Consider the following 21413-nt stretch of genomic DNA (forward strand, 5'->3'; position numbering starts at 1 on the left):
CAGATTCCGTATATGAACGCGAGAATCACCGGGAATTCGCTCTTTTTGCTCCAGATCAAAAACACCAGCCCGTCAGGGTTTCCAGCGAAAAAAGAATCGCAATCAGGGTTTTCGAAGGGTAAAGAAATATCCGAAATACCCGTTAATGACGGCACGAGCCTATTTTCGGTCGAACAATAAATTCCCTTCGTCACCCACTCGCACAGAGGCACATCGTGAAAATCGCCAGAATAACCATCAAGGCAAAACTACTTGGCGGCTTCGGATTGCTCGCCGCGGTCGTCGTGATCGTGTCCGGCATGGCGCTGAAAGCGCTGTCCGACACGAACGACGAGTTCTCCCGGTACATGAGCGGCATCAACGCGCGCGCGAACCTCACCGCGCAAATCCGGACGGCGGTCGACCGGCGCGCGATCGCCGCGCGCAACCTGGTGCTCGTGACCACGCCGTCCGACATTCAGCAGGAACTCGCCGAAGTGCAACAGGCGCACAAGGACGTGCAGGACGATCTCGCGAAACTGAAGGGCTTGATGGCGAACGCGACCGATACGACCGATCGCGCGCGCGAACTGGTCGCCGAGATCGCGCGCATCGAAGCGAGCTACGGGCCCGTCGCGCTGAATATCGTCGGGCTCGCGCAGGCCGGCAAGAAGGAAGAGGCGACCGCCGATATCGACAATCGCTGCCGTCCGTTGCTCGCGCAACTGGTTCGCGCAACCGATGCGTACGCAAGCTATACGCACGAGCGCGAAATCGCGATCGCCCAGGCATTCGCGGATCGCTACACGACCGGGCGCAACCTGCTGCTGGCCATCAGCCTGATCGCGGTTGCGATCGCGGTGGGCGGCGGCCTTTGGCTGACGCGCAAGATCACGGTGCCGATCGTCGCGGCGGTGGACGTCGCGCGCACGGTGGCCAACGGCGATCTCGGCAGCCGCATAAGCGTGAGCGGCAACGACGAGACGCGCGACCTGCTCGAAGCGCTGCATACGATGAATACGCGTCTGATCGACATCGTCGGCCGCGTGCGCGATTCGTCGAACAGCATCGCGCACGCGGTGGGCGAAATCGCATCGGGCAACCTCGACCTGAGCCAGCGTACCGAGGAACAGGCCGCCTCGCTGCAGGAGACCGCCGCGACGATGGAAGAGTTCACGTCGACGGTGCGCCTGAACGCGGAGAATGCGCAGCAGGCGAGCACGCTCGCCGCGAATGCATCGGACGTCGCGCTGCGCGGCAGCTCGGTGGTCGGCCGCGTGGTCGACACGATGACGGAAATCGGCAACAGCTCGTCGAAGATCGCGGACATCACCGGGATCATCGAAGGCATCGCATTCCAGACCAACATCCTTGCGCTGAACGCGGCCGTCGAAGCCGCGCGCGCGGGCGAACAGGGACGCGGCTTCGCGGTCGTCGCGAGCGAGGTGCGCAGTCTCGCGCAACGTTCGTCGACCGCCGCGAAGGAAATCAAGGAACTGATCGGCGCATCGGTGCAGACGATCCAGGACGGTTCCGCGCTCGCGGGCGAAGCCGGCAAGACGATGTCGGACGTGACGCAGGCCGTCGCGCGCGTCACCGACATCATGGGTGAAATCGCGGCGGCATCGGCCGAACAAAGTCGCGGCATCGATCAGGTGAACCTGACGATCACGCAGATGGACGCGACGACGCAGCAGAACGCGGCGCTCGTCGAACAGGCGGCGGCCGCGTCGAAATCGCTCGAGACCCAGGGCCGCGAGCTGTCGCAGACGGTGTCCACGTTCCGCATGCCTGCCGGCGAACCTGCGACGTCGACGCACGCGCGCACGCATGCGGGCGGCGGCGCGTCGCAGTGGCAGGCGGCTACCGCCTGACGCGATCACGCGTCAGGCGCATGCAGGATACGATGCGCGGCCACGCGATCCACGGGGGCAGTTGCGCATCGCGCGCTGTGTGCGCCGGTCGTTACGCATGCAAACGTGATACGCGACGCGTCCCGCGGCGCGCTTCACCGGTTCGGTTCCGCATCGCGCGCTGTGTGTGCGGCGGGGGTTACGCGCACGTAACGTGATACGCGATGCGTTTCACGGGTTCGCGGCACGCGTCCTCGCGTTGAGCTTCGACATCGCGCGCCGCGAGCGATCCGAGCGACCCAGATCGACACCGCGTGCGTGACCGAACACCATCGATTCCCGCGTCTGCAATCCCCGTTCCCTGCCCTCCGCCTCCCGTTGCGCACACGGCCTCCGCCGCGCTGCGCAATTTCCGGTCCCGCCCTCCGAATGCACGCAACGACGCGCATCGCGCCGGATACGCGGCCCCCTTGATCTCGGTCATGCACTTTTAAATCAGCCGAATGACGAGTATCCTAAAAAAGCACTCCACGTTCGGACAGCGAATCGCGTGCCCCTGATTCCCGTCCGTTCGTACCGCGGCCCCATCGCGCCTCGCGTCGATGGCGGCGTCCGCCTCACGCCCTGGCCGCACGAACCTTCCCAAACTATTCGCAGGAGAGCTGGTGAGCCGACTCGTCGTCGTATCCAATCGCATCGCAGATCCCCGTAAAGCCGCGGCCGGCGGGCTGGCCGTGGCCGTGAAAGACAGCCTGCAGGAATCAGGCGGCGTCTGGTTCGGATGGAGCGGCAGGCTGCGCGGTGAAGACGAACGTACCGCCCAGGGCGACGACGTGCAGATCCAGAACGTCGGCGGCATCCAGCTCGCGACGATCGATCTCGATCCACAGGATTACGACGCGTACTATCTCGGCTACTCGAACAACGTGCTGTGGCCGGTGTTCCACTACCGGCTCGATCTCGCGCAGTTCGACCGGCGCTTCGCGGACGGCTACCGGCGGGTGAACCAGCTGTTCGCGCGCAAGCTGAGCACGCTGCTGCGCCCCGACGACACCATCTGGGTCCACGACTACCAGCTGATTCCGCTCGCCGCCGAGCTGCGCGCGATGGGCTGCAGGAATCCGATCGGCTTCTTCCTGCACATTCCGATGCCGCCGCCGCCGATCATGGCCGCGATTCCGGAGCACGAGTGGCTGATGCGCTCGCTGTTCGCGTACGACCTCGTCGGTTTCCAGACCGAATCGGACCTGCTGCACTTCGAGCACTACGTCGAGGCGGAAGCCGGTGCCGCACGGCTGCCGGACGGCCGCCTGCACGCGTTCGGCCGCACGCTGTCGGCCGGCGCGTTCCCGATCGGCATCAACGTCGACGAATTCGCGGCGCTCGCGGAGAATCGCGACGGCATCGACATGTTCGAGCGGATGCGTGACGAGTATTCGCGCCGCCAGCTGCTCGTCGGCGTCGACCGGCTCGACTACACGAAGGGGCTGCCGCAACGCGTGCATGCGTTCCGTCAGCTGCTCGAACAGTATCCGGAGAACCGCGATCGCGCGACGCTGATCCAGATCGCCGCGCCGAGCCGCGAGGATCTTGGCGCGTACGACGACCTGCGGCGCGAGATGGACAGCCTGTGCGGTGCGATCAACGGCGACTACGGCGAACTCGAATGGATGCCGATGCGCTACATCCACCGCACGGTCGCGCGCAAGCGCCTGCCGGGCCTTTATCGCGCGAGCCGCGTCGCACTCGTCACGCCGCTGCGCGACGGCATGAACCTGGTCGCGAAAGAGTTTCTCGCCGCCCAGGACGAGGCCGACCCGGGCGTGCTGGTGCTGTCGCGTTTCGCGGGCGCGGCCGAGCAGCTGAAGCCCGCGCTGCTCGTGAATCCGTACGACACGCAGGGCACCGCGCAGGCGATCCAGCGCGCGCTCACGATGCCGATCGAGGAACGTCGCCAGCGTCACGACGCGCTGATGGCGATCGTGCGCAAGACCGACGTGCACTGGTGGCGCACGCGCTTTCTCGACGCGCTCACCGAAGCCGCGGAAGTCGCCGCCGCGACGGAGTCCTGACACACGCTTACACATCGATCGTGTCGCGGTCGAGCGCCGCAGCGCTCACCTTCTGCACCACCACCGAAATTGCAATGCGTTCGCCCGCCCGCCAACTGCGGGAGCGATCCATGCTTCAACGCTCGGGTTCGCGCGGCGGCCCGCATGCGACGAAATCGTGCTCGGTCGCCGACGCCTGTTCCGGCGCATTCACGTCCGCGCACGGCCCGCGATCGGTCATGGAAGGTTCGGACGCAGGCACCTCGCGTCCGTCGATCAGCGCCTGCAACGCATCGCGTTCCAGCACCTCGCACGCGAGCAGCCGTTGCGCGATCCGCTCGAGCGCCTCGCGACGTTCGCCGAGCGTCGCCGCGACGCGCGCATGCGCATCGGTCAGCAGCGTATGCACCTCGTCGTCGATCACCCGCGCGGTGTGCTCGCTGCAGCGGCCGTCGCTCGCATGCCATGCGCCCGGTATGCCACTGCGCGTTTCGCCGTCGTCGAAACTCACCAGCCCGATCTTCTCGCTCATCCCGTACTGCATGACCATGTGGCGCGCCATCGCGGTCGCGCGTTCGAGATCGTTCTGCGCGCCCGTCGACACGTCGCCGAACACGAGTTCTTCCGCGACGCGGCCGCCGAGCAGCGCATCGATGCGATCGAGCAGCTCGCTGCGCCGCAAAACGTAGCGATCCTCGGTCGGCACCTGCTGCGTGTAGCCGAGCGCGGCCACGCCGCGCGGAATGATCGACACCTTCTTCACTGGATCGCAATACGCGCGACTTTCCGCGACGAGCGCATGGCCGGCCTCGTGATACGCGATCGTCAGCTTTTCCTGCGCGTTCATCACGCGGCTCTTGCGCTCGAGGCCCGTCATCGCGCGATCGATCGCTTCGTCGAAGTCGTCCATCCCGATCGCCGGCTTGCCGAGGTCGGCCGCATGCAGCGCGGCCTCGTTGACGACGTTCGCGAGATCGGCGCCGACGAAACCCGGCGTGCGCGATGCAAGTTCGCCGAGGTCGACTTCGGCCGCGAGCTTCACGCGCTTCACGTGCACGCCGAGGATCTGGCGACGCCCGTTCACGTCGGGCCGGTCGATCGCGATGTGACGGTCGAAGCGGCCTGGGCGCAGCAGCGCCGGATCGAGAATCTCCGGCCGGTTGGTCGCGGCCATGATGATCACGCCCGAGCCGGCCTGGAAGCCGTCCATCTCGACGAGCAACTGATTGAGCGTCTGCTCGCGCTCGTCGTTGCCCGACATCGGGCCGACGCCGCGCACCTTGCCGAGCGCATCGAGCTCGTCGACGAACACGATGCACGGCGCCTTCTGCTGCGCCTGCTCGAACAGGTCACGCACGCGCGCGGCGCCCACGCCGACGAACATCTCGACGAACGCCGAGCCGCTGATCGAGAAGAACGGCACGGCCGCCTCGCCGGCCACCGCGCGCGCGAGCAGCGTCTTGCCGGTGCCGGGCGCGCCGACGACGAGCACGCCCTTCGGGATCTTGCCGCCGAGCCGCTGGTAGCGATCAGGGTTGCGCAGGAACGCGACGAGCTGCTGCAACTCGGCCTTCGCTTCGTCGATGCCCGCGATGTCGTCGAACGTGATGCCGGTTTCCTGCTGCACGTACACGCGTGCGCGGCTCTTGCCCATCCCGGTGAAGTCCTGCAGCCCGCCGCGCTTGCGCAGCATCAGGTTCCAGATGAACACGAACGCCACGAGCGGCACCAGCCACGACGCGAGCGACGTGATCCAGCCCGTGTCGGACGCGCCGTGAAAGCGGATGCCGGCCGCGCTCAGCGCGTCGATCAGCTGCGGATCGGTCACGCGGTTGGTGGCGAAGCGCGGCGGCGCGCCGCCCGTCTTCACGGCCGCGACTTCGGATGCCGGCAGCATCGCGCCGGCCTGCGGCATCTTCAGCGTGCCCACGATCGACGTCGCACCGATCTCGAGATCGTCGACGAGCCGCGCGGCGACGAGCCGATGGAAATCGCTGTACGCGATCATCGTCGCCTCCGGGCGCAGCATCAGCAACTGCGCGGCGAACAGCACGAAGAAGCCCGCCGCGATCAGTAATCCTGCATAGTCGAATTTCTTGTCCATGGCATCGGGCCGGCCGGTCGCGCCGTGCGGCGCGCGCTTACGCGTACCCGCGCGCCCCGCCGGCGCGCGGTATCGGCAGCCACGCGCTCACGGACCGCATCCGCGCCATCGTCGCCTCGTTTCGTCGCATGAAAGACACCGCGAACGCGCCGCCTGGCGCCGTTCGCACGGACATCGCGCCGCAACGCGCCGTCCGTGATTTCAGTCTAGTTCGCGCGCAGGCGTCTCGCATCGTCCGACAAACGCCTTTCATCGACGCCGCCCGCCGCGTTATAGTCGCGTTCGTGACATTTGTGTGACAGTTGGCCTCGCCCTGCGCATCACGCCGCCGGGCGCGACGCCGGCTGTTGCGTCCCGTCCCGCGTCGCGGCCAGCCTGTGCGACGCGGCCGCACATCGAACGATAACCACCCATCGAGGAGCACACGACGTGAACGACACCCCCGATCGCCCCGACGACCTTCCCGTTGATCCCGACCGCCGCCGCATGCTCGGCGGCCTCGCCGCACTCGGCGCAGGCGTCGCGCTTGGGGGCTGCGAGACCACGCCGGGCAGCGCGCCGCGCTCCGCTGCCGACTTGCGGATCGACGACGCGCTGCGCCGGCAGGTGCGCCACATCGTCGTGATCTATGCGGAGAATCGCAGCTTCTCGAACCTGTACGGCGACTTCCCCGGCGTGCGCCATCCGCTGAGCGAGGTGCGGCCCGAGGACGCGCGGCAGCTCGATCGTGACGGCAAGACGCCGCTGCCGGTGCTGCCGAAGATCTGGGGCGGGCTCGTGCCGCGGGCGCAGGAAGTGGACGGCAAGCGCTACGCGATCGCCGAGCGCGACATCGACAAGCTGCCGAACGCGCCGTTCCGGATCGCCGATGCGCAAGGCAAGCCGCTGCCGAATGGCGTGATCACGCGCGACTTGTGGCACCGCTTCTACCAGAACCAGATGCAGATCGCCGCGGGCCGCAACGACCAGTTCGCCGCGTGGGCCGATTCGGGCGGCCTCGTGATGGGCCACTACCGCAATTCCGCCGACACGCTGCGGCTGTGGAACCTCGCGCGGCAATACACGCTGTGCGACAACTTCTTCATGGCGGCCTTCGGCGGCTCGTGGCTGAATCACATGTTCCTGATTTCCGCGCAGCCGCCGATCTATCCGGACGCGCACAAGCATCCGCACGCGGCCAAGCTGCTGTCGAAGGTCGACGGCGAGGATCCAACCGGCACGCGGCTGACGCTCGCCGCCGATTCGCCGGCGTCCGCGCTCGACGGCCCGCCGAAGTTCGCGGTCGACGGCCCGCTGACGCCCGACGGCTACGGCGTCAACACGATGGCGCCGCCGTATCAGCCGAGCTACGTGCCGCCGGCCGATCCGGGCAACGCCGCGTATGCGGATCCGGCTGACCATCGCGTGATCCCGCCGCAAGGCCATCCGACGATCGGCGACCGCCTGTCGGAAAAGAACGTCGACTGGGCGTGGTACAGCGGCGCGTGGCAGTACGCGCTCGAGCACCGCGACACGGGCATGGTTCCCGATTTCCAGTACCACCACCAGCCGTTCAACTACTTCGCGAACTACGCGCCGGGCACCGACGCGCGCCGCACGCACCTACGCGACGCGGGCGTCGGCGACGAGCCGTCGACCAACCGCTTCATCGCCGACATCGACGCGGGCCGCCTGCCGGCCGTCACGTTCTACAAGCCGCAGGGCAACCTGAACATGCACGCGGGCTATGCGGACGTCGAATCGGGCGATCGCCACATCGCGAACGTGATCGAGCATATCCGGCGCGGCCCGCAATGGGCGAACACCGTGATCGTGATGACGCACGACGAGAACGGCGGCTGGTGGGATCACGTCGCGCCGCCGGTCGGCGATCGCTGGGGCCCCGGCTCGCGGATTCCGGCGCTCGTGATCTCGCCGTTCGCGAAGAAGAGCTACGTCGATCACACGATGTACGACACGAACTCGATCCTGCGCTTCATCAGCCGCGTGCACGGGCTCGCGCCGCTCGACGGCGTCGCCGCGCGCGACAAGGCGTTCGCGTCGCGCGGCGCCACGCCGCCGGGCGACCTGACGAACGCGCTCGATCTCGGCTGACGATTCACTCACGTCCCTGATACGACGACGCCCCGGTGCAACATGGTTGCCGGGGCGTCGTCGTTTTACTCGCCATGCTAGGCGGCGCTGCGCAACGCCTCGCTCGCCGAACGTGCGGCGTGACGGCCGGCCTGCCGGCCGAAGAAAGTCGCGTCGGCCAGCGACAGTCCCGAGCTGTACCCGGCACCCCAGCGCGGCAGCCCGCAGGTCGTGCGGCCGGCCGCATAGAGGCCCGCCACCGGTGCGCGCGCCGCGTCCAGCACCTGCCCGGTCGGCAGCGTATCGAGCCCGCCCAGCGTGAAATGCGGATAGAACGCGTAGTCGATCCGGCAATCGAGCGCGACGAACGGCGGCTCGATCAACGGCCTCAGCCACTTCTTCGCCTTGTGGAACAGCGGATCGACGCCTTCGGCCGCGTGGCGGTTGTAGACGTCGAGCGTTGCCGTCAGCGTGCCGGCCGGCATCCGCAGGTCGCGCTCGACTTCGTCCCATGTCTCGCCGGCGGCCGCGATGCCAATCCGCGCGATCTCGGGTGGCGCCTGGTAGCTCGCCTGGTCGACCAGCAGGTAGATCCGGTCGTCGGCCTGGTGGAACGCGTGATGGCCGGTGCGGCCGTGATAGCCGTCCTCGTTGATGAAGCGCTGGCCGTGCGCGTTGACGAAGATCCCGTAGATCAGCGATTCGGGCGCGTAGAACGGCAGGCTGACGAAGCCCTGGTCCATGTGGATCGCGGCGCCGCCCGCGCTCTGGCCGAGCAGGATGCCCGAGCCGTCGTCGCCGGGGCTGCCGATCGGTTCGCCCGAGCGCAGGAACTGCGGCGCATGCTTACGCACCATGTCGCGGTTCATCGCGAAGCCGCCGGCACACAGGATCACCGCACGGCGCGCCCGCACGCATGCCGTCTCGCCGTATGCGCGCAGCACGACGCCGCGCACGGCGCCTGCATCGTCGACGATCAAGGCGAGCGCGCGCGTGTCGTAGCGCGTCGATACGCCGAGCGCCTGCACGCGCCCGGCCAGCACGCGCATCAGCATCTGCCCGCCGCCCCAGCCCGGCCATTGCGGCGTGTGGCCGCGCGGGCACGGCGTCGCGGCCTCGCTGAACGGCCAGGCCTCCTCGCTGCCCGACCAGATCAGGCAGTCGTCGGTTTCCGGTTCGACGATCCGCTCGGCGATGAACGTGTTCTTGTACGTGAGGCCCTGCGCGACCAGCCAGTCGTGGTGCGCGAGGCTCTCGTTCGCATAGAGGCGCACCTTCGCTTCGTCCGCGTCGCGGCCGCCCGCGAGCATCAGGTAGCGGTACAGGTCCTCGGTGTCGTCGCTGAAGCCGGCCTGCCGCTGGGCGGGGGTGCCGCCGCTGCCGCCGAGGTAGATCTCGCCGCCGGACAGCGCGCTCGTGCCGCCGTAACTCGACGCGCGCTCGACGATCAGCGTGTCGGCGCCGGCGCTCGCGGCTTCGATCGCCGCGCACGCGCCGGCCGCGCCGAAGCCGACGATCACGACGTCGTGTTCCGCGTCCCAGCGAGGCACGTCGCGAACGTTCAGGGGGCGGGTCAGGGAGTATTCGGATGACATGGGCAATGGATCGATTGGCGCGGCGCGCGGCCGCGCCGGCGTTACATGCCGCGCAACGCGGCGAAACCGAAGTGCGAAGGATCGATCGGCACGCAACCGATCGGCAGGCCGTTCTGGTCGACCGAGCGGCATTGCAGGATGCCGGCCGCATACGGCGGCGACGGCACCTGTTCGGCTCCGTATCGCGCCATCGCCATGGCCGCGAACGTGCCCATCGCCAGTACGCACAGCTTGCGAGTCGTCAGTCTCATGATCGTCGTCCCCTCCGGTTGACCGCTGTCGCGGTTCGTGTCCGGCGCGCTGGCCTCAGGCAAACAGGCAACCGCACCGGATGACTGCACGGTAGCCAGCGCCGGGCCGGCGGCCATCGTCCATTTCGACTAGGGGCAAACGCGAAGCCGGTGTCGCGCGGCGTGCCGCGTTGCAACATCGCCGCGTGGCCGCGTCGGCGGGACAGCCCCGGAAACCCCCGTCGTGACGGGTCGGTACATCGTCAGACGAATGCCGCGCACGCGCCGATGCATCGCAGCATCGGACGATGCGTCGTCGGCGATCCCGGTGTTTTCCCCGATCCTTACCCTGCTCCGTATGGACGATGAGGATCGATCGGTCCGATGCGAACCTGCGCGTCGACGTCGCACTGCCGCCGCGTCCGTGCTTGCGGCGCGGCCGGGTCTTTCCGTTCACTCACGGGAGTACGCATGACCGATTCGAATCCCCGCCACGCGCTGTACGAGCTTGCCTGCCGTTACGCGCAAGCCGTCGACCGGCGCGACTGGCCGCGCCTCGCCACCCTCTTCACCGCCGACGCGCAGCTCGACGGCCCCGGTTTCCGCTTCGACGACCGCGATGCGATCGTCGCCGGCATGCGCGTGATCGAACGCTACGAGACCACCCAGCATCACGTGCACAACCAGCTCGTCACGCTCGACGGCGGCGAGGCCGACGTCGAGACCTACGGCGTCGCATGCCACGTGTACGTGCGCGACGGCGTGACGCGCAAGCTCGACTGGGGGCTGCGCTATCGCGACCGCTGCGTGTTCGACGGCGGCACGTGGCGCTTCGCCGCGCGCACGCTGCACGTCGACTGGTCGCAAGACCTGCCGCTGGAGGCCTGAACGATGCGCACGTCCCTTCCCCTCGCCGGCCGCACCGCGCTCGTCACCGGCGGCGCCGGCGGCATCGGCGCGGCATGCGCGCAGGCACTCGCCGCCGATGGCGCGGCCGTCGTGCTGATGGGCCGCCGCCGCGACGCGCTCGAACGCGCGCAGCAGCGCCTGACCGATGCGGTGCCCGACAGCCGCGTCGCGATTCACGCCGGCGACGCGTGCGACGACGGCGACCTGCAGGCCGCGCTGGACACCGCGTGGGCGCTCGATGGCCGTCTCGACATCGTCGTGCCGACCGTCGGCGGCGCCGGGTTCCGGCCGCTGCTGATGCATGACGCCGCCAGCTTCCGCGCGGAAATCGACCTGAACCTGCACAGCGCGTTCACCGCGATCCGTCACGCCGCGCCGCGGCTCGCCGACAGCGGCGGCGGCGCGATCGTCTGCATCTCGTCGACGGCCGCGCAAATCAACTTCCGCTGGCTGAGCGCGTACTGCACGGCCAAGGCCGCGCTCGAGGCGCTGGTGCGCGGCGCGGCCGAGGAACTGGCCGGCGCGAAGATCCGCGTGAACGCGGTGCGGCCGGGCCTCACGCGCTCGGAAGCCACCGCGCCGATGTTCGACAACCGCGCGCTGGTCGACGGCTTCCTCGAACAGATTCCGCTCGGCACGCTTGGCGAACCGGAAGCGATCGCGCATGCGGTGCGCTATCTCGCCGGCCCCGAGTCGGGCTGGGTCACCGGCCAGAGCTTCGCGGTCGACGGCGGCCACGAGCTGCGCACCAACCCGCGCGTCGACGACACGATCGCGCAAATCTATGGCGCGGCCGCGCTCGACGCGGTCAAGGCCGGCCGTGCGCCGGGCGCCGCATGAGCGGCCGCCTTCTTTCAACCCCAACGGAAAACCACCGATCATGAATCGAGTCGCAAACAAGGTCGCGCTGATCACCGGCGCGGCGAGCGGCGTCGGCCGCGCGGATGCGTTGCTGCTGGCCGCCGAGGGCGCACGTGTCGTGCTGACCGACATCGACGAGGACGCGGGCCGCGCGCTCGCGCGCGAGATCGGCGACGCGGCGCTGTTCGTGCATCAGGACATCGCCGACGAGGACGGCTGGCGGCATGCGATCGCGTCGACGCTCGAGCGCTTCGGCCGCCTCGACGTGCTGGTCAACAACGCGGCGATCTGCCCGGTCGGCTCGATCGAGGACACGAGCCTCGACACCTGGCAACGCGTGCTGCGCGTCAATGCGGACGGCTATTTTCTCGGCTGCAAGTACGCGATCGGCGCGATGAAGCACAACGACACGCCGGGCTCGATCGTGATGATGTCGTCGGTCGCCGCGCTCGGCGGCCTTCCGATGATGTGCGCGTACACCGGCTCGAAAGGCGCGGTCACGGCGCTCGCGCGCAGCGTCGCCGTGCACTGCAAGCGCAGCGGCTACCGGATCCGCTGCAACTCGATCCATCCGGACGGCATCTGGACGCCGATGACGCAGGCGCTGATGCCCGGCCTCGATCCGGCCGAACTCGGGATCGGCAACGATCCGATGGCGCGCATGTGCGATCCGCAGGACGTCGCCAATTTCGTGCTGTTCCTTGCGTCCGACGAATCGCGCTTCGTGAACGGCGCGGAGCTGCGAATCGACAACGCGCAACTCGTTTCGTCGCTGTGACGCGGCTCGCGGCTTTCCCTTTCCAAGGAGTGTTCCGATGATTTCATTCAACGGCAAGACGGTGCTGGTCACCGGCGGCGGTGCAGGCATCGGCCGCGCGTGCGCGGAGGCGTTCGGCGCGGCAGGCGCGCGCGTCGCGGTGGCCGAGCGCGATTCCGCACGCGCGCAGGACGTGCGCCAGGCGCTCGAAGCCGCGGGCGTCGACGCGCTGGTCGGCACCGTGGACGTCACGCGCCGCGACGAGGTCGACACGTTTGCGAGGACGATCGACGCGCGCTTCGGCGGCCTCGACGTGCTCGTCAACAACGTCGGCGATTTCCTGGGGATCGCGAAACCGTTCGACGATTACGGCGACGACGACATCGCGCGGCTGTTCGACGTGAACCTGCGTCAGGTGTTCATCGTCACGCGCGCGATGCTGCCGTTGCTGCGCAAGCGCGGCGCGGGCAGCAGCATCGTCGGCGTGTCGTCGATCGAGGGTTTTCGCGCGATTCCGAACTGCACCGTCTATGCATCGTTCAAGGCCGCGCTGACCGGCTTCACGAAAAGCCTCGCGCTCGAACTCGGGCCGGCCGGCATCCGTGTGAACCAGATCGCGCCGGAAACCACCGAGACGCCGCAGGTGCCCGTCAGCGCGATGGTGGCGGCCGAGCACCACAGCCACATCCCGCGCTGGATTCCGCTCGGACGATTCGGTGCCGCCGGCGACATCGCGGGCGCCGCGCTGTTCCTCGCGAGCCCGCTCGCCGCGTGGGTCACCGGCACGACGCTGCACGTGGACGGCGGCGCACTCGCGGCGGCCGGCTGGTATCGCGACCCGAACGGCTTCTGGACCAACATGCCGGTCGTCACCGGCAACGGCTTCAATTTCTGAGCAGGCCGCCGCCGCGCGCGGCGTCATCCGTTCAATCATCCGTTCAATTCAAGCGGCGCATCCGTGCCGCTGCGGGAGACATCATGAAAGTCCTGATCATCGGCGGTACCGGCCTCATCGGCGGCCACACCGCGCTGCATCTGCGCGCACAAGGCAACGACGTGACACTCGCCGCGCGCAAGCCGCCGGCGCACGGCACCGCGCTCGCGCAGTTCGACGTGCTGCTGCGCGACTACGTTGCCGGCAACTTCACGCGCGACGATCTCGCGCCGTTCGACGCGATCGTGTTCGCGGCCGGCAACGACATTCGCCACCTGCCGCCCGGCACAGACGAAGCGGCGCACTGGGAACGCGCGAACGTCGACGCGGTGCCGCGCTTCTTCGCGCTCGCGCGCGACGCGGGCGTGAAGCGCGCGGTGCTGGTCGGCAGCTTCTATCCGCAGGTCGCGCCGGCGCTCGTCGACACCGTGCCGTACGTACGCTCGCGCCATCTCGCCGACGAACGCGTGCGCGCGCTCGCGTCGCCGTCGTTCGCGGTGTGCAGCGTCAATGCGCCGTTCGTCGTCGGGGCGGTGCCGGGGCTGCGCAACGAGATGTTCGCTGCGTACACGGGCTACGCGCAGGGCAAGCTCGCCGGGCTGCCGGTGTACGGGCCGGCCGGCGGCAGCAACTTCATCTCGACGCAATCGCTGTCGGAAGCGATCTGGGGCGCGCTGCAGCGCGGCGAATCCGGCAAGGCGTATCTCGTCGGCGACGAGAACCTGAGCTTCGCCGACTACTTCGCGGCCTTCTTCCGCGCGGCCGGCAATCCGCAGACGGTACCGTCGCTCGACCAGGAGCATCCGCTGTTGCCGGACATCGCGATCTATACGGGCCGCGGCAACGTCGTATCGTATGAGCCCGATCCGGCCGATATCGCGCTGCTGCGCTACCGGCGCGGTGACGTGCAGCGCGCGGTCGACGAAGTGGTCGCGCAGTGCGGCGCGTAAGCGCACGTTTAACGTACACGCCAAGCTGAAAACGCGGCGCAAACGACGACGTCCCGCCGCCGGCGACGGATGCCGGCGGCGGGACGTCGATGCCGCTACGTCGTTGTCGATGCGGCGCGTCAGCCGCCGATGCGCTGTTCGATCTTCTTCATCGTGTCGGTCAGCTCGGTCGGCAGGCGCAGCTTCAGCGTGTCGAACAGCGCCGCATGCAGCTTCAGCTCCTCGCGCCATTCGTCGGCGTGCATCGACGTCACCGCCTCGAACTGCTCGCGCGTGAAGTCGAGCCCGTCCCAGTGCAGGTCGTCATAGGCCGGCGACACGCCGAACGCATGTTCGCCGCCACCGCCGTTGCCTTCGAGGCGATCGAGCATCCACTTCAGCACGCGCATGTTCTCGCCGAAGCCCGGCCACACGAACTTGCCGTTCGCGTCCTTGCGGAACCAGTTCACGCAGTAGATCTTCGGCAGCTTCGCGCCCGTGCCTTCGAGCTGCTTGCCGATCTTCAGCCAGTGCGCGAAATAATCGCTCACGTTGTAACCGCAGAACGGCAGCATCGCGAACGGGTCGCGGCGCACGATGCCTTGCTCGCCGACTGCCGCGGCGGTCGTCTCCGAGCCCATCGTCGCGGCCATGTACACGCCTTCGACCCAATCGCGCGCTTCGGTCACGAGCGGCACGGTGGTCGAGCGACGGCCACCGAAGATGAACGCGTCGATTGGCACGCCGGCCGGATTCTCCCAGTCCGCGTCGATCGACGGGCATTGCGATGCCGGCGCCGTGAAGCGCGAGTTCGGATGCGCGGCCTTGCGGCCCGTTTCCTTGCCGATTTCCGGCGTCCACGGGTTGCCTTGCCAGTCGGTCAGCTTCGCGGGCGGCGTGTCGGTCAGGCCTTCCCACCACACGTCTCCGTCTTCCGTCAGCGCGACATTCGTGAAGATCACGTTTTCCTTCAGCGTCGAGATCGCGTTCGGATTGGTCTTCACGCCGGTGCCGGGCGCCACGCCAAAGAAGCCGGCTTCCGGGTTGATCGCGTACAGGCGGCCGTCGCGGCCCGGCTTCAGCCACGCGATGTCGTCGCCGATCGTCGTGACCTTCCAGCCGTCGAAGCCCTGCGGCGGAATCAGCATCGCGAAGTTGGTCTTGCCGCACGCGGACGGGAACGCCGCCGCGACGTGATACTTCTTGCCGGCCGGCGACGTCACGCCGAGGATCAGCATGTGTTCGGCGAGCCAGCCCTGGTCGCGGCCCATCGTCGACGCGATGCGCAGCGCGAAGCATTTCTTGCCGAGCAAGGCGTTGCCGCCGTAGCCGGAACCGAAGCTCCAGATCTCGCGCGTCTCGGGGAAATGCACGATGTACTTGACCGGGTTGCACGGCCACGGCACGTCCTTCTGACCCGCGTCCAGCGGATGGCCGACGCTGTGCACGCACGGCACGAAATCGCCGTCCTCGCCGAGCACGTCATAGACCTCGCGGCCCATGCGCGTCATGATCCGCATGTTCACGACCACGTACGGGCTGTCGGACAGCTCGACGCCGATATGCGCGATCGGCGAGCCGAGCGGGCCCATCGAGAACGGCACGACGTACAGCGTGCGGCCGCGCATCGAGCCGCGGAACAGACCGTTCAGCGTCTCGCGCATTTCTTCCGGCGCGATCCAGTTGTTGGTCGGGCCGACGTCGTCGGGCGATGGCGTGCAGATGAACGTGCGATCCTCGACGCGCGCGACGTCGGATGGATCGGATTGCGCGAGATACGAGTTCGGGCGCTTCGCCGGGTTCAGGCGCGTGAGCGTGCCCTGGTCGACCATCGCCTGGCACAGCGCGTCGTTCTCTTCCTGCGAGCCGTCGCACCACACGACGCGGTCGGGCTCCGTGAGCGCCGCGATGCGCGACACCCATTCGATCAGTTTGCGATGCTTGACGAAGGCCGGGGGAGCGATCAGCGGGCTGTGCGTCGCTTCGGCCAAGGTGTTATGCGACATGGAAATGTCTCCAGACTATTGGAAGGGGATCGGGGATGCGGGGCGAGCCCGCCAGATGGGGGAATGCGATCGGAGCGCAGGTGGATGCGACGCGCAAGGCGGGACGCGCGAGCGGAGCGCGTGTCGATGCCGCGATGCGGGCGAGAGAATGTGATGTCTCGTATGAGCGTGCGAACGCGAGTTTCGCCATGCAAGCAACCTGCCGTACAACTCCATGCCGGCCAGCATACCATCGCCGTTATTGGGCGGGCGTTGCGTTGCAACAAGAAACAATTGTGACGACACGCCGGCATGCGGCTTGCCGGCCGGTCCCTTTTATTGGGCCGGCCCATGCGCTTTGGGGACGAAACGGCTGGAAACGTCCGTCCGGCAAGGGTTTCGCGACGGCGGGAAAATCGGCGCGACGCGTTCGCATGCGGTGCCCCCGAACAGGCGGAGGCCGAATTGGCGTTTTCGCTACTCAGGCAAACCCTGAATTAGGTTGCGCACACAAACATCCATCGAGAACGCGTTGTGTGCGCCACCGCTCAAAGCGGCGCGCCCGGCAATCCGGGGTAATACGCGCCTGCCGCCATCCCGCCGTCGACGGCCAGCTCGGCGCCGTTGCAGTACGACGCTTCGTCGCTCGCGAGGAACAGCGTCGCACGCGCGATTTCGTCAGGCAAACCGACGCGTTGCAGCGGCACGTGCGTGTAGTGCTTGTTGATCTCGTCGAGCGGTGCGCCGGTCGGGTTCGACATCGCCGTGTTCACGCCGCCCGGATGGATCGAATTCACGCGCACGCCCTGGTGGCCGAGTTCCAGCGCCGCGACCTTCGTCAGCCCGCGCACGCCCCATTTGCTCGACACGTAAGCGGCCAGCGCGTTCACGCCGCGCAGGCCGTCCACCGACGAAATGTTGACGATCGAGCCGCGCTGCTGCGCGATCATGCGCGGCGCGATCGTACGAATCCCGACGAACGTGCCGACCAGATTGATCGACACCGCACGCTCGAAATCGCGTTTCGACAACTCGGTGATCGCGCCGAACATCAGCACCGCCGCGTTGTTGACGAGCACGTCGATGCGGCCGAACTGCTCGACGGTCGCGTCGGCGATGCGCGCCCAGTTCGCTTCGTCGGCCACGTCGAGCCGCATGAAGCGCGCGGCGTCGCCGAGTTCGCGCGCGAGCGCCTCGCCTTCCGCGTCCAGCACGTCGCCGATCACGACGCGCGCGCCCTCTTCGACGAACAGCCTGCATGTCGCCGCGCCCATCCCGCGCGCGCCGCCCGTGACGATCGCTACCTTCCCTTCCAGTCGACCCATGTCGTTCTCTCTTCGATGAATTCCGATTTGTCCGGTTTGCTGGCCGCGACGCGCACCCGCGCACCTGCATGCCGGCCCATGATTGGCCATGCAGCGACGCGGGGACCCGCGCCCGCAGTCAGCCCCAGTACGCCTGCCCGCCGTCGAGCGGCAGCGTCGCGCCCGTCAGGTACGCGGCATCGCGGCTCGCGAGAAACACGATCGCGCGCCCGATGTCCTGCTCGCAGTCGCCGACGCGTCCCAGCGGGATCGTGCGGAAGAACGCGGCGGCTTCTTCCGGATTCGCGTCGACCCAGCCCTTCAGCCCCGGCGACAACGCATGCGGCGCGACCGCGTTCACGCGGATGCCGTCGGCACCCCATTCGCATGCCGCCGCACGCGTAAGCGCGCGAATCGCTTCCTTGGTCGCCGCGTAGGCGCCGTAACCCGACGTGTCCCAGCGCACCGCGGCCGACGACGCGAAATTGACGATCACGCCGTCACCCGTCAGATGCGGATGGCATGCGCGCATCATCCGCAGCGTCGCGATCGGCCCCGACTCGAGGCCCGCGAGGAAATCCGCGTCGGTCACGTCGAGCAGGCGGCCGAGCGGCACGACCTGCGCGTTGTTGATCAGGATCTGCACGCCGCGGAACCGCTCGACGACCGCATCGACGCACCGCGCGATCTGCGCGGCGTCCATCACGTCGCACACGAACGGCTCTGCGACACCGCCGCGTGCGCGGATGGCGTCGCAGGTCGCGACCAGCTTGTCGCGCGTGCGGCCGACCACGGCCACCTGTGCGCCTTCGGCCGCGAGCGCGTGCGCCACGCCTTGCCCGACGCCCTGCCCCGCGCCCGTCACGAGCGCGACCTTGCCTTCGAGGATGCCCATGCGTGCTCCTTAAGCGACGATCGCGGGGTGAGCCTGCACGGGGCCGCCGAGCAACGCGCGATACGACGGCGGCTGCTTGCCGTCGAGATCCGCGATACCGTACTGCAACGCGGCTTCCGCGCCGACCAGCACCTGCCCGGACAACGCCATGCGCTCCGGATCGGCGTGGATCGCGTGAATCACGCGGCCGGTGAATTCCGGGCTTTCGGCGACGAGCGAAAATTCCTTGTACAGGTTCGGATGTTCTTCCCATACGCGTGTGGTGCGCTCGGTGCGCAGCGGCCCCATCCAGATCGACACGGCCGCGACGTCGAACGGCTTCAGGTCGACGGCCATGTCCTTCGCGAACTTGTCGACGCCGGATTTCTGCGCGCCGTACGCGGCGCCGTGCATGTAGCAGCTCGCGCCGAACGACGACGTGAACGCGATCAACCCGCTGCGCCGCTTCGCCATCAACGGCGCGGCATGCCAGCTCGCGACGTACGCGGAGCGCAGCCCCACGTCGAGGATGTTCACGAGGTCGAGCGACTTCTCCCAGAACGGGCCCGGCAGGATCAGTTGATCGTGCAGATAGGTCGCGTTGTTGACGAGGATGTCGAGCCGCCCGCTTTCACGTTCGACGCGCTCGAACAGCGCCTTCACCTGGGCGTCGTCCGCGTGGTCGCACGCAACCGCGATTCCGCGGCCGCCGAGCGCGTCGATCTCGCGCGCGGTCTCGTGGATCGTGCCGGGCAGCGGCGCATCGCCTTCGTTCTGCGAGCGGCCCGTCACGTAGACGGTCATGCCGGCCGCGCCGAGTGCGCGTGCGATGCCCTTGCCCGCGCCGCGCGACGCGCCCGTCACGACGGCGACCGGCGCCTCGTGGTTCTGTGTCATGTTCGATGTCTCCTGGGGAATGTTCTCAACCGGCGTGGGCGATATGCGGCGTCACGCGTCACGCGTCCGGCGGTTGCGCGCCGGCGAACAGCACGCCCGGCGCCTCGCCGTCATAGCGGGCGGACAGCGTCGACGTGACGACGCAGCGCGTGGCCGCGATCTTCCATTCGCCGTCGATCTTCCGGTATTCGTCGTCGTAGGTCGCGCCGAGCTGCGTGAGCGTGCGCGCGTGGGTGTCGAGCATCTGGTAATGCAGGCCCCACGTGCCGCGCGCGTGCGTGTCGTCGAGCACGGTGATGTCGGGATTCACGCCGTGGTGCATCTCGACGATGTGCGGATGGCAGCCGAGCCGTTCGAACACGTCGACGAGCGCGTCGCGATGGTCGAACGTGCCGATCCGGCCATAGTCGATTTGCACTGTGCCGGGCGCGAAGCAGTCGCGCATCCCTTCGGGATCCTTGCGATCGCAGCACGTGAAGTAGCGCGCCTTCAGGCGGCGGATCGCGTCGGCGTCCTCGAGCCTGCGCACGCGCACTTCCATTCGTTCGATCGGGGTCATGCCGTCTCCTTGGTCTCGTGTGCGCGGATCGAAGCCGCGTCGACGCCACGTTACAGGCGCACGAGAGGCCGGCCATCACCTGTTTGGATGAAACCAGCAGTCCGTATCGGCGGCGGCGAACGCGGCCGGTGCGGCGTTCGTCCGAACAGACGATGTGACGCAGGCGGCTTCGTTCCTACCATCGGACGACACCACCACGAGATACGGCGATGGACGAGACGACCCGCACGCTCTACGAATACGAGCAGATCCGCCAGCTGAAGTACCGGTATTTCCGCGCGGTCGACACGCACGACTGGTCGCTGCTCGCGCAATGCCTGACCGAGGATTGCGAAGCGCGGCTGTACGGTGGCCGCTATGCGTACGACGGCCGCGACGCGTTCGTGTCGAGCCTGCGCGAGCTGATCGGCAAGCCGACCTTCCTGACGATGCATCACGGCCATCACCCCGAGCTCACGCTGGTGTCGCCCGATCACGCGTGCGGCGTGTGGTTTCTCGAGGATCACGCGATCAATCTCGAGGATGACTACCTGCTGCACGGCACCGCGTTCTACGACGACCAGTACGTGAAACGCGACGGCGTGTGGCGCATCCACGCGACGCGCCACGAGCGGCTGTTCGAAACCGTCACGTCACCGATCCCGCCGTCGTTCACGCTCACCGCGAACCGCTTCGCACCGGGCGCACACGATGCGGCCGGTGCGGCCGTCAGCGCGTCCTGAAACGCGGCGGCAGCGCCGCCGATTCCGTCATTCCCCCCTGGAGCCGAAGCAATGGAGAAAGTCATTTACGTGTTGTGGCGCGATGCGCAGGCCGCGCCCGAGCCATGGAGCCGCAGCGTGCGCACGCAACTCGCCGACAAGCTGCTGTCGCTCAGCGCGCACGGCGTGCAGGTGAACGTCGCCGACGCCGATGTCGCGCCGGCCGTCGGCTTGAAGCAGACCAACACGCATCCGGGCATCGACGGGATCGTCGCGGTATGGGTCGACAGCGCGAACCCGATGTTCCGCCAGCCGTTCGACGACGCGGTGCGCACGGTCGTCCCGCACATGGCCGCGTATCTCGTCACCGAGTCGCAACCGATTCCGAACACGCGCTTTCCGGCGCGGCCCGGCGAGCGCACGAGCGGCTTCTCGCAGCTCGCGTTCCTGAAGCGCCCGCCGCGCCTCACGCACGAAGCGTGGCTCGACGTGTGGCACGGCCATCACACGCGCGTCGCGATCGATACGCAGGACAACTTCCTGTACGTGCAGAACGTGGTCGTGCGCGCGCTCACGCATGCGGCGCCCGGCTACGACGCGATCGTCGAGGAATGCTTCCCGGCCGCGGCGATGACCGATCCGTATGCGTTCTTCGATGCGGTCGGCGACGAGGAGAAGTTCCAGCGCAACGTCGCCCAGATGATGGACAGCTGCGGACGCTTCATCGATTTCGACAAGATCGACGTGGTGCCGACGAGCCAGTACGTCGTGAAGGCGGTACGCGGATAAAAAAAACGCCAACCCGCGCTAAACGGGTT

The 21413-nt window shown here is 68.0% G+C and carries 18 protein-coding genes; 10 read left to right on the top strand and 8 right to left on the bottom strand.

Features of this window, described 5'->3' with window-relative positions:
- Positions 1-215: 215 nt before the first annotated feature.
- Both LMA02_RS23550 and otsA read left to right on the top strand, forming a co-directional pair.
- On the top strand, positions 216-1853 hold the full coding sequence (locus LMA02_RS23550; RefSeq protein ID WP_228907685.1) for a methyl-accepting chemotaxis protein: 1638 nt from the start codon (positions 216-218) through the stop codon (positions 1851-1853).
- Positions 1854-2497: 644 nt separating this feature from the next.
- A complete protein-coding gene (otsA, locus tag LMA02_RS23555; RefSeq protein ID WP_228907686.1) occupies positions 2498-3904 on the top strand; it encodes an alpha,alpha-trehalose-phosphate synthase (UDP-forming) in 1407 nt (468 codons plus the stop codon).
- Between the two features lie 115 nt (positions 3905-4019).
- Here the strand turns inward: otsA and ftsH are convergent, their stop codons facing one another.
- Positions 4020-5987 (bottom strand): ATP-dependent zinc metalloprotease FtsH, encoded by a 1968-nt coding sequence (gene ftsH / locus LMA02_RS23560; protein WP_228907687.1) that lies wholly within the window; start codon positions 5985-5987, stop codon positions 4020-4022.
- Positions 5988-6416: 429 nt separating this feature from the next.
- Here ftsH and LMA02_RS23565 point away from each other — a divergent pair, with 429 nt between their 5' ends.
- Positions 6417-8081, top strand: coding sequence for an acid phosphatase (locus LMA02_RS23565; RefSeq protein WP_228907688.1), 1665 nt, complete (start codon positions 6417-6419; stop codon positions 8079-8081).
- A gap of 77 nt (positions 8082-8158) precedes the next feature.
- Here the strand turns inward: LMA02_RS23565 and LMA02_RS23570 are convergent, their stop codons facing one another.
- On the bottom strand, positions 8159-9655 hold the full coding sequence (locus tag LMA02_RS23570; protein ID WP_228907689.1) for an FAD-dependent oxidoreductase: 1497 nt from the start codon (positions 9653-9655) through the stop codon (positions 8159-8161).
- Between the two features lie 41 nt (positions 9656-9696).
- Positions 9697-9906 (bottom strand): hypothetical protein, encoded by a 210-nt coding sequence (locus LMA02_RS23575; protein WP_006753588.1) that lies wholly within the window; start codon positions 9904-9906, stop codon positions 9697-9699.
- A gap of 450 nt (positions 9907-10356) precedes the next feature.
- On the opposite strand from LMA02_RS23575, the gene LMA02_RS23580 reads away from it, so the two are divergent.
- The 5 genes from LMA02_RS23580 (at position 10357) to LMA02_RS23600 (ending at position 14296) form a co-directional block, all read left to right on the top strand.
- Positions 10357-10773 carry a nuclear transport factor 2 family protein gene (locus tag LMA02_RS23580; RefSeq protein ID WP_228907690.1) on the top strand — a complete coding sequence of 139 codons (417 nt, stop codon included), beginning with the start codon at positions 10357-10359 and terminating at the stop codon, positions 10771-10773.
- A gap of 3 nt (positions 10774-10776) precedes the next feature.
- A complete protein-coding gene (locus LMA02_RS23585) occupies positions 10777-11634 on the top strand; it encodes an SDR family NAD(P)-dependent oxidoreductase (protein WP_228907691.1) in 858 nt (285 codons plus the stop codon).
- Between the two features lie 40 nt (positions 11635-11674).
- Positions 11675-12433, top strand: coding sequence for an SDR family oxidoreductase (locus LMA02_RS23590; RefSeq protein WP_228907692.1), 759 nt, complete (start codon positions 11675-11677; stop codon positions 12431-12433).
- Positions 12434-12470: 37 nt separating this feature from the next.
- Complete coding sequence (locus LMA02_RS23595) at positions 12471-13307, top strand: SDR family NAD(P)-dependent oxidoreductase (protein WP_228907693.1); 837 nt, start codon at positions 12471-12473, stop codon at positions 13305-13307.
- 83 nt (positions 13308-13390) lie between these two features.
- Complete coding sequence (locus tag LMA02_RS23600; RefSeq protein WP_228907694.1) at positions 13391-14296, top strand: NAD-dependent epimerase/dehydratase family protein; 906 nt, start codon at positions 13391-13393, stop codon at positions 14294-14296.
- 119 nt (positions 14297-14415) lie between these two features.
- Here LMA02_RS23600 and LMA02_RS23605 read toward each other — a convergent pair whose 3' ends face one another.
- The 5 genes from LMA02_RS23605 to LMA02_RS23625 form a co-directional block, all read right to left on the bottom strand.
- The gene (locus LMA02_RS23605; RefSeq protein ID WP_228907695.1) at positions 14416-16281 is read right to left on the bottom strand and encodes a phosphoenolpyruvate carboxykinase (GTP); all 1866 of its coding nucleotides are present in this window, start codon (positions 16279-16281) and stop codon (positions 14416-14418) included.
- Between the two features lie 527 nt (positions 16282-16808).
- Positions 16809-17585 (bottom strand): glucose 1-dehydrogenase, encoded by a 777-nt coding sequence (locus LMA02_RS23610; RefSeq protein ID WP_228907696.1) that lies wholly within the window; start codon positions 17583-17585, stop codon positions 16809-16811.
- Positions 17586-17703: 118 nt separating this feature from the next.
- Positions 17704-18459, bottom strand: a complete 756-nt coding sequence (locus LMA02_RS23615; protein WP_228907697.1) for an SDR family NAD(P)-dependent oxidoreductase — start codon at positions 18457-18459, stop codon at positions 17704-17706.
- Between the two features lie 9 nt (positions 18460-18468).
- Positions 18469-19335: an SDR family NAD(P)-dependent oxidoreductase gene (locus tag LMA02_RS23620; RefSeq protein ID WP_228907698.1), complete on the bottom strand. Its 867-nt coding sequence runs from the start codon at positions 19333-19335 to the stop codon at positions 18469-18471.
- Between the two features lie 58 nt (positions 19336-19393).
- The gene (locus LMA02_RS23625) at positions 19394-19894 is read right to left on the bottom strand and encodes a nuclear transport factor 2 family protein (RefSeq protein WP_228907699.1); all 501 of its coding nucleotides are present in this window, start codon (positions 19892-19894) and stop codon (positions 19394-19396) included.
- Between the two features lie 209 nt (positions 19895-20103).
- Here LMA02_RS23625 and LMA02_RS23630 point away from each other — a divergent pair, with 209 nt between their 5' ends.
- Together LMA02_RS23630 and LMA02_RS23635 are read left to right on the top strand one after the other, a co-directional pair.
- Positions 20104-20616 (top strand): nuclear transport factor 2 family protein, encoded by a 513-nt coding sequence (locus LMA02_RS23630; protein ID WP_228907700.1) that lies wholly within the window; start codon positions 20104-20106, stop codon positions 20614-20616.
- A gap of 51 nt (positions 20617-20667) precedes the next feature.
- The gene (locus LMA02_RS23635; RefSeq protein WP_228907701.1) at positions 20668-21384 is read left to right on the top strand and encodes an EthD domain-containing protein; all 717 of its coding nucleotides are present in this window, start codon (positions 20668-20670) and stop codon (positions 21382-21384) included.
- Positions 21385-21413 lie beyond the last annotated feature (29 nt).

The sequence above is a fragment of the Burkholderia sp. B21-005 genome (assembly GCF_020843965.1).
Lineage (GTDB): Bacteria > Pseudomonadota > Gammaproteobacteria > Burkholderiales > Burkholderiaceae > Burkholderia > Burkholderia ambifaria.